Genomic DNA, 12,825 nt, shown 5'->3' on the forward strand with positions numbered 1-12,825 from the left:
GCGCCGCTTCAGCTGGCGAGGCGCCGATCGAGGGCCGCGTGCAGCAGGGCGTCCAATGCGTTCGCCACGCTCTCTATCGAGAAGCGCTGCTCGACCAATTCGCGGCCGTGGTGACCCAGGGTACGGCGCAGGGCCGGATCGTCGCGGAGCCGCCCGATTGCCGCCGCGAGCATCGCGACATTTTCGCTCGGAAACAGCAAGCCGACGGCCGGTCCCTCGCTCGCCAACATGTCCGCCAGCCCCTGTGCCGTGGAGCCAATCACCGGCAACCCGCACGCCATGGCTTCCAGCGGCGCCACCGGCATGCCTTCGATCCGCGACGCCGAGACATAGACGTCTGAGGCCGATAGCCAGCGGCGGATGAACTCTCGATCGTTGGTGTAGGTATCGATCCATCGCACGCCGGTTCGCCCCTCAACCATGGTCGCGAGCTGCTCGCGATCCTGACCGGACCCGATCAGCACCAGCTCGCCCGGTCCGGTCCAGGCGGCGAGCAAGAGGTCCAGCCCCTTGCGGTGAATGTCGATACGGCCGTGCGTGACGGCGACGAAAGTGTCGTTCGCCAGCCCGAGCGCCGCGCGCGCCTCTGCCGGCGGGAACGGCCGCCATTCCTGGACGTCGATAGGGTTGGGGATGTTAGCCACCCGGGCGCGCCGATAAGCCGCAGCGACCCGCTCGCGCTCGGCCGACGCGGCGATGATCAGGCCGGCAGCCTCCGCGATCGAGCGCGCTCTGATCAGGCGTTCGACCCGAGACAGGGTGCGGTCGCCGCCCTGGAAGGTAGCGAACACCGGCACCCGCAGGGACCGGCCGAGCGCTACCAGGGCGTCGAATTGCGGTCGTTCATAGTCCTGCACGAGGAGGGCGTGGCAGCGCTCCTGCCGCAGCACTTGGCGAAAGGCGCGCAGGGGAGTCGCCCGCCATTGCCGAATTGCCTGCCGGCTGGGACTCGCGGTCCCCTGGCTCGAGTAGCCCGGCACCAGCCAGATCGGCGCGCCTGTGGCGGCATGCGTCAATCGCTCGACCTGCCGCACGGTGGAGGACGGAGCCAGCACGAGCGGCGACCAGCCCGCCTGCTGCAGCGCCTCGACATAGCCGAACAGCCACCCTCCGGACATGTCTTGCGCCAACTGGTGGACTGTCAGGCCGATGGGATCGAGGAAGTCTTCGATCACGTCGCCCCACGGAATGATGGCGACGACCTTATTCATTTGCGCCAGGCCAGCGCTATTTCCGTCCCCTTGGTGCGGTTTCCGTGCAGCGCATAGGCGCCCAGCACCAGCGGCGCTGCCGCCGCATAGAGCAGGGTGCGCGACCGGCGGCCCAGCCGAGAGAAGGCGACATCGTGGTAGAAGGCCGTTGCGGCGTTGATGAAGCTGGCACTGGCAACCGGCGCCGCTCCGAACAGCTTCGTCAACTCCTCCACCGTGTAGCCACGACGGACGTGGCCCCACTCGTCCATCAACTCGCGCTCGTGCGGGGCATGGCGGCGCAGCCAGCCGTACATTGGGTAATGCCAATCCGCCGCCGGCGTACTGACCAGCACGAAACCGCCTGGGCGAGTGACCCTCAGTGCTTCCGCGGCGGCCTGCTCGTGCTCGAGGATATGTTCCAGCACATCGAACAGAGTGACGACCGTAAAATGCTCATCCGCGAAGGGCAGGGCGCGGGCATCGCCGCACACGAAGCGGTTTCGGGCACCCGCAGGTTGATTGGCCGCATATTGCGGGTCGAGGTCGAGCGTCGTGACATCCGCGCCAGGGTAGAGCATCGCGGCCAGTCCGCTCCGCCCGCCGCCGATCTCCAGCACCCGATCGTCGGGCCCGAGCGAAGGCGGCGCGATGCGGTGGATGGCGCGCATCTTCTCGCGGTAGAACAGGCCCTCCGTCCAGCCGTGCGGAAAGGGATTGCCCGCCAGGAAGGGGCGCAAGCGCGCGCGTGCAATCACAGCTTCTGCCATTCGCCTCTCCGCCGCCGCCAGCCGGGCCGAGCCAGATAGGTAAGCCCCGCCAGCCAGCCCCTGATCTCGGCCGTCATCAGGCTCAGCCGCGTCCAACGGCCGTGCAGGAGCGAGCCTAGGCCGGTACGGACGAAATATTTCGGCAACTGCAGCCCGATCCGCCGCAGGTTGCCGCGATCGCCGAAGGCGTCGTGCTGCGCCACCAGCGCCGACACATGACCCCGCATGTAGACCCGCACCTGGCTTTTCAGCTCCTGCCATTCCGAACGATGATGATGCAGCACCACCGCGCGCGGCTCGTACAGGCAGCTGCCGCCCAGCGCGAGCAAGCGGTACCAGAATTCGGAATCCTCCGAGCACCCCGAGGCACCCGCGCCGAGCCGCTCGTCAAACAGCCCCGCGCGATCGAACGCGGAGCGGCGGAAGGCCATGTTCGCCCCAGCACCGATCCGCCAGACGTGGGCGCCATGTGGCCGAGTCTCGGCAAAGAAGCGTTCGTCGAACAGCAGCGGCACGAACGAATTGCCGAACGCACCCAAGGCAAACTGGAAGTTGCGCTGGGCCTTCGTCCCGAGGGTCGCAGGTAGCACCAGGCCGGTGACGCACTCCACGTCATGCTGCCGGAAGGCTCGGCTTACCTCCGAGAGCCAGGCGGGATGCGGCTCCACATCGTCGTCGGTAAAGGCCAGCACAGGCCGGCGCGCGGCCCGGATGCCAGCGTTGCGAGCCCGGCTCAGGCCTGGGGCAGGCTCGTGCACATAGTCGATCCCGCCATAGTTGGCGCATAGCGCTCTTGCCGAGCCGCTGGCGCTATTGTCGACAACGATGAACTGGCCCGGCTCGCTCACCTGCCGGGGGAGGCTGGCAAGGCAGCGTTCCAGTGCCCGGGGCCGGTCACGCGTGCAGATGATAAGGGCAATATCGGAGGCATCGCAGGGCGGAAGGGATGTCAGCTCTTCGAGCCGCTCCTCGAGGTGGTCCATGGTCGCCGCACTCTGCAGGCTCAGGGCGCGATGAGGCTGCCCCTCGCTGCCGGCGACCAGCGGCGCGCCGAGCGCGGGCTCGCGGCCGGCCAACTGGCGGGCGAGCAGGTCCGCGGCAAGTGCGCGCAACTGTCCGACGCCCAGCGGCAGCTCGCCCCGGGCGCTCGCTTTCGCGCCGATGGGCAAGTCCCCCCACCAGAACACGTCATAGACCAGCTCCGCGCTTGGAACGGGCGGCTCTTTCCGGCGCAGATCCAGGTGCCGAATGGCGGCTGTTTCGCTCATGCAGCGCTCGCACGAATGGCCGCGACCCGCGCCTGGGAGCGGTCATATTCGCCCCATACCCCCATTAGGCCGCCCCTCAGCTCCGCCAAGCCGAAGCTGGCGGCAGTGAGGTCGCCACGGCGCAGAGCACGCAACAAGGACCGCAGCTGATCAGCGAACCACCAGCGGACCATGGCCCGATGACGCTGCGCTAGGGCGCGGTCCGTGCGTCCGCTCTTCGCCAGGAACGCCATCAGACCGAGCCCCCAAGACCAGTACTGCCGCTTCAGCTCCGCCATCCCCTCGCGATGCTCGTGATAGACGGCGTAGTCCGGCTCGTAGATCATGGGCCGGCCGGAGCGCAGCACCCGATAGAAGATATCCAGGTCCCCGCCTCCGGGCAGCGGCGCGCCGGTGTCCAGCGCTTCGTCGAACCCGCCGAGGTCAAGCAGGAGCTGGCGATCGAACGCCATGTTGCAGCCCGCGCCGACCGAGCCCGCACCAACGGGGAACAGCGGATTGGCGTAGCTTTCCGAACGGAACTCGATGCGGCTGAAGCCCCGCCCGAAACCGCCGCGTTGCTCGAACAGCACCTGCGCCTCCGTGCTGAGCCGGTAGGGCAGGGCGAGCCCCGTGAACCCGCCCGCGTCAGGGCGGCTGCGCCACGCTCTCGCGAGGCCACCCAGCCACTTCCGGTCCACCACGACATCGTCGTCGAGGTAAGCGAGCAGGTCGCCGGTTGCGGTTCGAAGTGCCGCATTGCGTCCGAAATTGAGCCCTGCTCGTGGTTCGTGAACGTACCGCGCGTCAGCGAAGCTCGCCACGGTACCCCGCGTGTCGTCGCTCGAGCCGTTGTCGACGACGACTACCTCGACCGACCGGAAGGACGGGTCCGGATCGGCGACCTGAAGCGAGTGGAGTAGGCGGCCGAGCCGCGCGGCGCGGTTGCGGGTGCAGATGGCGATGCTGAGGCTCGGCCGCTCGGCTGGAGGCTGAGGCTCGGGTAGCGCTGCTTCGAGCCGTAGCTCCAGCACCTTAGCCGCGAACTCACGGTCGGCGAGGTCCCGCAGCTGGGCGGAAGAAAGCGTCGCGCCAAGAGGAAGCTGGATCATCTGAAAGCCGGCCAGGCGCCCCTGCCAGCGGGCGATTATGCCGCACCCACCCTGGTCCGGCGCCAACCGGACGGGCTCCAGCGGGCGCGACAACTCGACCTCCAGCAGCTGGTACCCCATCAGCCAAGCACGCTCGCGCCCTGCTGCTGCAGTTCGTACATCTGCTCGAAACGGCCGTTTGCGCGAACCAAGGCTGCCGGCGGCCCTACTTCGACGATGGCACCATGCTCAATCACCACGACCTGATCGGCACGCAGCACCGTGCTCAGACGGTGCGCGATGACGACGACGGTGCGCCCTTGCGAGAAGACAGCAAGCGCTTCCTGGAAGGCTCGCTCGGACTCGGGATCGAGCGCGTTGGTCGGCTCATCCAGCAACAGCACATCGGGGTCGCGCAGGATGGTTCGGGCCAGCGCGATCCGCTGGCGCTGGCCGCCGGACAGGCGGATCCCGCGATCCCCGACGATCGTTTGGTAACCCTCCGGCATGGCTTCGATGAACTCGTCGGCATGAGCCACCCTTGCGGCAGCCTTGATCTGGTCGTCCGACGCGCCCGGACGCGCGTAGGCGATGTTGGCCAGGATGGTGTCGTTGAACAGCTGCACGTCCTGCGACATCAGCGACAGGCGGCCGCGCCACGTCGCCAGCCGCAGTTGGTCCAGGCGGACGCCGTCGATCCTGATTTCACCGCCGCTCGGATCGTGGAAGCGGTGCAGCAGCGCCAGCAGGGTCGACTTGCCTGCACCCGACCGGCCCACGATTGCCGTCGTTTTCCCACCCGGGATGGTGAACGAGAGGTCTCGCAGCGCCAGCGCGCCAATTGGTGCGTAACCGAAATCTACGTTCCTGAGCTCGATGCCGTGCTTGACGGGCCCAGCTTCGAGCTCACCGTCGCGGAGGAACGGCGTACTAGTTTCCGCAAGCAGGTCGTCGACGTCGCGCACGGCGGCGGCGGCGCCATCCAGCGCGACCCGCGCCTCCATTAGCTCGCGGGCGGGTGCCTGCAGGCGATAGAGCAAGGTCAGGAAGGCGGCGAGCGAGGCGACGCCGACACCGGTACGCTGGGCCACCAGGATCAGCCCGCCGATCAGCACCAGGATGCCGGCTTCCGTCAGTGGTCCCGGCAGGCCCCACAACAGGTCAAGACGCAGCAGCCGTCCGCGCACCCGATTGGACAGATCGGCGAACCGGGCCTCCTCGTCACGCTCACGGCCAAACGTCCGGATCAGTTGCAGCATCTGGATGCTCTCCCAGATGTGCAGACCGAACGCCTTGTTTTCACGCACGACCTCCTCACCAACCGCAGCGGCGCTGCGGGTGGTCATTCGGACGATCAGCCCACCGATGGCGAGGAACAGTGCGGCGAACAGCAGCAAACGGATCGAAACCAGAGCGAGCAGCGCGGAGAAGACCAGGATCGTCCCGACCGCGATGACCAGCCGAAACCCCAGCCCAAGCGCCTTCGACACCTGCCAGCTGTTTTCCGCCAGTGTCGTGACGATTTCGGACCGGCGATGACCCGGCCTATAATCGATGCAGCTGCTCAGGACCTGCTCAAACATGCGGCAGCGCAAGCGGTGCGCTACCTGTCCTTCCGTTCGCCGGCTCACTGACATGCCGCCAAAGGCTGCGGCGTTCTTCGCGACTACCAGCAGCCACAGCAAAGCGACGCTGAGGACCACCCGTTGCCCCGGCGATACGGGAGCCAGCAGGTCGGCGAAGCGTCGCTCCAGGCCACCGCCGGACCAGGAGCCTCCCGACAGGCTCTGGATCAGCGGAATGAACAGCAGCAGGGCGAGGCCTTCGAATACGGCGGCAAGTGCACCAAGGCCCAGCACAGCGGCCGTGGGTGCAACTGGTCGCTCGGCCAACCTCCAGGTGCGCCGGAGAGTGCCGTGAACGGCGGTCACCCCTTCCTTGATCATTACACTAAGCCCACTGGGTGCCTTGCCTTGCCCTGTCCCAAGCTGCTGGCGATCACGAGACGAGGGAGCGCCGGTAACGTTCCGGCTTCGTATCACAAAGAGACAGAAGTGGGATGTTTTTCCGCATCTTTCTGTGATTATGGGGGTTAGCGCATCGCGCCCCTACTCTGAAGGGGACGACATCATGCCCGCCCGGCAGATGTGGTGCTCAGCGGGACGAAGGAGTTGCGTCGGCTTGCCCCTGGTCAGCGTCATCGTTCCGGCGTTCAATGCCGAGCGGACCATCGATCGTACGCTGCTCAGCGTGCGGTCGCAGACCCATCGCGAGCTCGAGATCATCGTGGTGGACGACGGCTCGTTCGACGCGACCGCGCAACACGTTCTAGCCCAGGCGGCCGAGGACTCCCGGATCCGGCTGGTCACTCAGCCCAACAATGGGGTCGCCGCCGCGCGCAACCGCGGGATCGCCGAGAGCTGCGCCGACTACGTGGCGCCAATCGACGCCGACGACCTCTGGCACCCAGAAAAGATCGCCCGGCAGTTGGCCGCCATGGACGGGCATGATGAGGTCGGGCTGGTGGCCACTGCCTATTGCGTGATCGACGAACATGACCGGGTCGTCGCTGAGATCGGCGGCCGCCCGCCCCGAAGGACCGGCTTCAAGGACCTTTGCCGCCGCAATTTCATCGGCAACGGCAGCTCGGCCCTGATGCGCCGTTCGATGGTGCAGCAGGTTGGCGGGTATGATCGGACGCTGCGAGCCCGCGGTGGACAGGGTTGCGAGGATCTGAAGCTCTATCTTCAGCTTGCCGAGGGCTCGAAGATCTCGTTCCTGACCGATCCTCTCACCGCTTATCGCCGAGGGCCGGCGAACATGTCGGGAGACACGGCGCAGATGCTGCGCTCGTTCGACATGGTGGCCGACGAATTCTGCGGCCGTCGGCCGGAACTGCGGCAATGCTTCAATGCCCACCGCGTCCACATGCTGTGCTGGCTGATCAATGGCACCCTGCGTTCCGGCAGCTATGCCCATGCCGCGCGCCTTGGCGGTCACCTGATCTCCACGCCGAGCCTGGCGCTGCCCCATGCCCTTGCGGGTGCGGCCAAGCGCCGGCTCAAAGTCGCGTCGGGCCGAGCGACAGGCAAGACCGCTCGTCGCCGCAAGCTCGGCTGGGTTCATCCCGTTGGCAGGTCAGGCGTATCGAACGCCTAATCGAAGGGTAGGACGCTGGTGGACGCTCTAGAGCGCGAACCCAGGGTCCGCGCTTCGCAGCAATGTGCGTTCTTTAGTGCTTGTGGCCGCCTAGCACCCATCCTGAAGGCGCAAGGCGACTGAACGATAGGTCGTGATCTTACGCGGCTGACGAGCCGCCCTCAGGCATGGTCTGGCGCGGGTACTCGGGACCGCTCGATCCCGTGCCTTTCTTCACCACGCTTTGATTGTTAACGCTCTTTCGGGGTGAGTAGCGGCCAACCTCGCTAGTGCGGCTGCAGTTGCTGGATTGAGTTGCGGATGAACCTGCACGACGCGTTATTACGAGAACCATCGCCTGGGTCCCTCCATGAAGGAGAGATGGCCAGGCTGGTGCGGGAGCACGACTGGTCGGCAACCCCGCTTGGTCCCATCAACGGCTGGCCGCAGAGCCTTCGGACAGCTGTCGATCTCATGCTCAGCTCGCGCCAGCCAGTCTATGTTGCCTGGGGTCCGGAGCTCACCTCGATATACAACGACGGCTACATTCCAATCCTGGGCGCCAAGCACCCGACCGGCTTGGGCCAGCCCTTCGACGAGCTCTGGTCTGAGATCCGAGAGGAATATCGCCCGCTGGTGAAAGCGGTGATGGCGGGCGCGGCGCAGCACTTCGTGGACCGGCCCGCTGCCCTTGCCGGCCGCGAGGGCGTCAAGGTCGGCTATTTCACATTCTCCTGGACGCCCCTGCGGGACGAGGATGGCGTGATCCGGGGCTTCCTCTGCAACGGTCTGGAGACGACGGAGAGAGTGGAAGCGGGCCGCTCATTCCGCCGCATGTTTGAAGCTTCGCCCACGCCTTTCCTGGTCGTTGCGCCCGATGCGCCCCGCTTCACCATCGTCGAGGTCAACGACGCTTATCTGGCCGCCGTCATGCGGACGCGCGAGGACCTTCTCGGCCGCGGCTTGTTCGAGGCGATGCCGGACAACCCCGATTTTGCGGGCGCTACGGGCGTCGGCAATCTCCGGGCCTCAATCGAGCGAGCGATCGCGAGCAAGCGTCCCGACACCATGCTTCGGCAGAGATATGACATCCCTCACCCGAGCGGCGGCTTCGAAGAGCGTTGGTGGGACCCCGTCAACTCGCCACTGCTGGACGAAGACGGCAAGGTCGAGGCGATCATCCACCATGTCGTTGACGTTACCCAAACGGCGAAAGCCGAGGAGGCGCTCCGCGAGACGGCCGAGCGCAATGTCGAGATTCTCGAAAGCATCTCGGACGCCTTCTACGCGGTCGATGCTGAATGGCGGTTCACCTACATCAACCGGAAGGCCGAGCAATGGTGGGGCCGCTCCCGCGAGGAACTGCTCGGCAAGGTCTACTGGGATGAGTTCCCGCAGGCAGTCGGTTCGGAGCCGTACAAGGCGCATCTCAGAGCGGCGGAGACGCGCGAGCCCGTCCGAATTGAAAGCGTCTCGCCCATAATCGGTCGCTGGGTCGACATCAGCATCTATCCTGCCGACCAGGGTGGATTGAGCGTCTACTTCCGCGACATATCCGGGCGAAAGCAGATCGAAACTGCGCACCGCGAGAGCGAGGCGCGCTTCCGCAACATGGCCGACCACGCACCGGTCATGATGTGGGTGACGAATGCCTTCGGTCGCTGCACCTACCTGAACCGCCGCTGGTACGAGTTCACGGGGCAGGCGGAGGGCGCAGGCGAGGGCTTCGGGTGGCTTGACGCAGTACATCCCGAAGATCGCCCGGCGGCGGAGGAGGCGTTCGTCTCCGCTAACGCCGAGTGTCGTGACTACCGGGTCGATTTTCGGCTCCGGCGCGCCGATGGGGTCTACCGCTGGTCCATCGATGCTGCGGCCGCGCGCTTCAGCGCGGACGGTGACTTCCTGGGCTACGTCGGCTCGGTCATCGACATCGATGAGCGTCGCGAAATGGAAGATGTCCTGCGCGAGCGCGAGGAGAGATTGAGGCTCGCCGTCGACAATGCCGAAGTCGGGTTTTGGGATGTCGACGTGGTCAACGACGTGCTGATCTGGCCACCGCGCACCAAGGCCATGTTCGGCATCTCGCCCGACGTGCCGGTTACCATGCGCGACTTCTACGAGGGACTTCACCCCGATGACCGGGACGCCACCTCCGAGGCCTACGCTGCGGCTGCCGATCCCAAGCAGCGCGCCCTTTACGACGTCGAGTATCGCACGATCGGCCAAGAGGATGGCGTGGTTCGTTGGGTGGCGGCCAAGGGCCGCGGGGTGTTCAAGGGCACGGGTGAGGACGCACGCTGCGTCCGGATCATCGGCACCGCCATCGACATCACGGCCCGCAAGACTACCGAGGATCGCCTACGCGAACTCAACGACAGGCTGGAAAGCGAAATCGAGGCGCGGACGGCAGAACGCAACCGCATCTGGGAGATGAGCCGCGACCTGTTCGCCGTGATGGGCTTCGATGGCCACCTGAAGGCCATCAATCCGGCATGGGAAAGCACGCTAGGCATGGACACGGCGACGCTGCTGTCGCTGCCATTCACCGAACAGGTGCACCCGGGGGATCATGACGCTGTAGAGGCGGCCATGGAGGTCCTTCTTCGAGGTGAGAGCGTCGGTCGCTTCGAAGACCGCCTGCTTCATGCTGACGGTTCGTGGCGCTGGATATCGTGGGCGCTCGTGCCCGAAGGCGACGTATTCTACGCGGTCGGCCGCGATGTCACGGCAGAGAAGGAAGCAGCGGCCGAGCTTGAGGCTGCGCAGGAAGCGCTTCGACAATCGCAAAAGATGGAAGCCATGGGTCAGCTCACCGGCGGCGTCGCCCACGACTTCAATAACTTGCTTACGCCCATCGTGGGCTCTCTCGACATGCTTCAGCGACGCGGCGTCGGAAGCGAACGCGAGCAGCGACTGATTGCTGGCGCTGCCATGTCGGCGGAGCGCGCCAGAACGCTGGTCCAGCGCCTGCTCGCCTTTGCCCGCCGTCAGCCGCTGCAACCTGTCCCCGTTGATCTTCGCAAGCTCGTCACCGGCATGGTCGACCTCGTAGCCAGCACGTCTGGGCCGCGGGTGAAGGTTGAGGTCGATCTTGCGCCCGAGAACCTGGCCGTGATTGCCGATCCCAATCAGCTTGAAATGGCGATCCTGAACCTCGCGGTGAACGCGCGGGACGCGATGCCGGATGGGGGTTCCCTGAACGTCGCTGCTCGCGAAGAGGCACTAGCGGACGGCGCCGCCCTGAGGCTTGAACCCGGCCGTTACGTGCGTCTCTCGGTTTCGGACAGCGGGGTCGGCATGGATGCGGGCACCGTCAGGCGTGCAGTTGAACCGTTCTTCTCGACCAAGGGTGTGGGCCGAGGCACGGGCCTGGGCCTGTCGATGGTACACGGACTCGCAGCGCAGCTGGGCGGCGCGATGAGAATCGACAGCCGCTTGGGTGTCGGGACAACTGTTGAGCTGTGGCTGCCTGTGTCCAAGGCGGTTGCACCTGAGGCGGAGCAAAGCAATCGCATGGTTGCTGCTGCAACCGCCGGGACCGCGCTTCTTGTAGATGACGAAGAGCTCGTTCGCGCGTCGACGGCCGACATGTTATTCGATCTTGGCTACGAGGTCCGGGAAGCAGCTTCTGCGGAGGAGGCGTTGCGGCTGATCGACAACGGCTTGGCAGCGGACGTGGTGGTGACCGATCACCTCATGCCAGGGCTCACCGGCACTGAATTGGCAAGGATCCTCAAGGAGCGCCAGCCGGCAGTGAAGATCCTCGTGATTTCGGGCTATGCCGAGGACGAAGGGGTGTCGGCTGACCTGCCGCGACTGACCAAGCCGTTCCGCCAGGCCGAACTAGCAGACAGCCTTGCCAATCTGACTGGAGTGGGCGGCACACCTTCTTGAGCAAACTCTCCAGCTCCACATTCTGCGTGCCGCGCAACAGAGTAGCTCCTCCCATTGCGCCGACCTGCTCGAAGTTGAAGAGAAGGCCGCAAGCACATGCCCGCGGCCTCCTCTTTGACTTTCTGCCTTAAGCGTCGATGTTGCGGATCGGCATGGTTTCTCAGTTCGTTAGCAAGGGCAAGGTGCCTGTCTTGTCGGCGTGCACCGACGCTCCAAAAGGCCAGCAATCCATATCGAAGCCGCAGCCACTGCCGCGCCGCCGACCAAGTCCACAAAGTAGTGCCCGCCTACAAACATGGCAGAGAAGGCCATGCCGACGTTGAGAGCGATCATTGGCCACCGCAGGTAACGAACCGGCCACGCAGCCCACGCGAAGATGCATCCGGCCGCCACATGGTAACTGGGGAACGTAACCAGCCCGGCGAGCAGGTCGCTAGTAACCAGCCGCTGCCCACCTTTGATGGCAAGGATCGAGTGGGCATAGTTCGTGCCCCAGTTGGTGTACTCCTTAGCGGGCGTGATGCCAAAATGGACGTAGGCACCGAGCGCCGGGACGAAGGGGTATATGGCGGCGGTGAGAGCGAGAGCGACTAGCCCTGCCAATACCAGCTGCCATGCTCGGTTGGGCTGCCGCAAGTAGAACAGGGTCGCGAGGATCAGGACAGGCTGCCACTCGAAGCTGCGATAAAACCTCGACAGGAGCGAAGGGTGGCCGGGAGGCAAGGCTGCAAGAATCGCCGGCCAATTGAAGCCAAGCGCCTGGTCCGCACTTGCAAGCAGGGGATCGGCAAGCGGTGCGCTGATGGTGGTGAGGGCAAGAATGAGACCCATGCACCCGCCGCCGTTAAGCATCACCAGACCGATCGCTTCCAGTGTATCGCCAATCCTACCGTGACCGACCCGGCGAACAGCCCACGCGCTGAAGATCAACCATAGGGGAATGAGCGGCAAGCCGACCGACATGGCCGGGTCTAAGTCCAGTCCCGCAAGCTGGAACGCCAGGATCGCAAGACCGACCTGGAGCAGTGATAAGACGTAGACCGGGACCGTGGCCGGGTTGAAGGCCGATTGCATCTCATCAGCCGGAACGCCGTGCCTCAGCCGGTACAGTATAGCCTGCATGTGCGCCCCCTATGGATTAGAGGCGTAACACGAGAGCGGGTTAACGCAAAGTATGCTGCACAACTTCGTGGGCGACCCGCAGGATCTGATGCGTTCTTCCTTCGCGAGGACGGCTGGAAGAAGACAATCCAGCTCAAAGGATTATGAAGGTCCGGCTTCCTCCGTCTTGATCTGCGGCATGCTCGGCAGCAGCAGCCATGAGGTGTTACCCACACCGTACCCGAACTTAATTCACGAAGAGCCCCAAATAGAGACCGAAGCTCTCATCCAAGGTCAAACTGAAAGGTGGTGGACGCACTAGGGCTCGAACCTAGGACCCGCTGATTAAGAGTTTGCCTAGACTTACGTTAGTGCAGGTTGTTTTAGGTTCTCG

Annotated in this window: 8 protein-coding genes; 2 read left to right on the forward strand and 6 right to left on the reverse strand. The window is 65.2% G+C overall.

Features of this window, described 5'->3' with window-relative positions:
* Positions 1 to 8: 8 nt before the first annotated feature.
* Genes OMW55_RS06025 through OMW55_RS06045 form a run of 5 tightly spaced genes read right to left on the reverse strand, consistent with a single transcriptional unit; the run spans position 9 to position 6,244 of the window.
* On the reverse strand, positions 9 to 1,211 hold the full coding sequence (locus tag OMW55_RS06025) for a glycosyltransferase family 4 protein (protein WP_264881576.1): 1,203 nt from the start codon (positions 1,209 to 1,211) through the stop codon (positions 9 to 11).
* Complete coding sequence (locus OMW55_RS06030) at positions 1,208 to 1,960, reverse strand: class I SAM-dependent methyltransferase (protein WP_264881577.1); 753 nt, start codon at positions 1,958 to 1,960, stop codon at positions 1,208 to 1,210. The genes OMW55_RS06025 and OMW55_RS06030 overlap by 4 nt, the downstream gene beginning before the upstream one ends.
* Positions 1,945 to 3,228 (reverse strand): glycosyltransferase family 2 protein, encoded by a 1,284-nt coding sequence (locus OMW55_RS06035; RefSeq protein WP_264881578.1) that lies wholly within the window; start codon positions 3,226 to 3,228, stop codon positions 1,945 to 1,947. Before OMW55_RS06035 ends, OMW55_RS06030 begins: the two co-directional genes overlap by 16 nt.
* Positions 3,225 to 4,439, reverse strand: coding sequence for a glycosyltransferase family 2 protein (locus tag OMW55_RS06040; RefSeq protein WP_264881579.1), 1,215 nt, complete (start codon positions 4,437 to 4,439; stop codon positions 3,225 to 3,227). The genes OMW55_RS06035 and OMW55_RS06040 overlap by 4 nt, the downstream gene beginning before the upstream one ends.
* Positions 4,439 to 6,244: an ABC transporter ATP-binding protein gene (locus OMW55_RS06045; protein WP_264881580.1), complete on the reverse strand. Its 1,806-nt coding sequence runs from the start codon at positions 6,242 to 6,244 to the stop codon at positions 4,439 to 4,441. The genes OMW55_RS06040 and OMW55_RS06045 overlap by 1 nt, the downstream gene beginning before the upstream one ends.
* Before the next feature lie 235 nt (positions 6,245 to 6,479).
* Here OMW55_RS06045 and OMW55_RS06050 point away from each other — a divergent pair, with 235 nt between their 5' ends.
* Entirely contained in the window at positions 6,480 to 7,457 is a 978-nt protein-coding gene (locus OMW55_RS06050) for a glycosyltransferase family 2 protein (RefSeq protein WP_264881582.1), read from the forward strand.
* Between the two features lie 360 nt (positions 7,458 to 7,817).
* On the forward strand, positions 7,818 to 11,330 hold the full coding sequence (locus OMW55_RS06055; RefSeq protein ID WP_264881584.1) for a PAS domain S-box protein: 3,513 nt from the start codon (positions 7,818 to 7,820) through the stop codon (positions 11,328 to 11,330).
* Positions 11,331 to 11,498: 168 nt separating this feature from the next.
* Here the strand turns inward: OMW55_RS06055 and OMW55_RS06060 are convergent, their stop codons facing one another.
* A complete protein-coding gene (locus OMW55_RS06060) occupies positions 11,499 to 12,452 on the reverse strand; it encodes a phosphatase PAP2 family protein (RefSeq protein WP_264881585.1) in 954 nt (317 codons plus the stop codon).
* Positions 12,453 to 12,825: the final 373 nt, after the last annotated feature.

The organism is Sphingomonas arvum (assembly GCF_026013565.1).
Classification (GTDB): Bacteria; Pseudomonadota; Alphaproteobacteria; order Sphingomonadales; family Sphingomonadaceae; genus Sphingomicrobium; species Sphingomicrobium arvum.

Bases quoted from the DNA above. Each gene is read 5' to 3' on its own strand.
- OMW55_RS06025 (WP_264881576.1), bottom strand. From the start codon at position 1,211: ATGAATAAGGTCGTCGCCATCATTCCGTGGGGCGACGTGATCGAAGAC.
- OMW55_RS06040 (WP_264881579.1), bottom strand. From the start codon at position 4,439: ATGGGGTACCAGCTGCTGGAGGTCGAGTTGTCGCGCCCGCTGGAGCCC.
- OMW55_RS06035 (WP_264881578.1), bottom strand. From the start codon at position 3,228: ATGAGCGAAACAGCCGCCATTCGGCACCTGGATCTGCGCCGGAAAGAG.
- OMW55_RS06045 (WP_264881580.1), bottom strand. From the start codon at position 6,244: ATGATCAAGGAAGGGGTGACCGCCGTTCACGGCACTCTCCGGCGCACC.
- OMW55_RS06030 (WP_264881577.1), bottom strand. From the start codon at position 1,960: ATGGCAGAAGCTGTGATTGCACGCGCGCGCTTGCGCCCCTTCCTGGCG.
- OMW55_RS06055 (WP_264881584.1), top strand. From the start codon at position 7,818: ATGGCCAGGCTGGTGCGGGAGCACGACTGGTCGGCAACCCCGCTTGGT.
- OMW55_RS06060 (WP_264881585.1), bottom strand. From the start codon at position 12,452: ATGCAGGCTATACTGTACCGGCTGAGGCACGGCGTTCCGGCTGATGAG.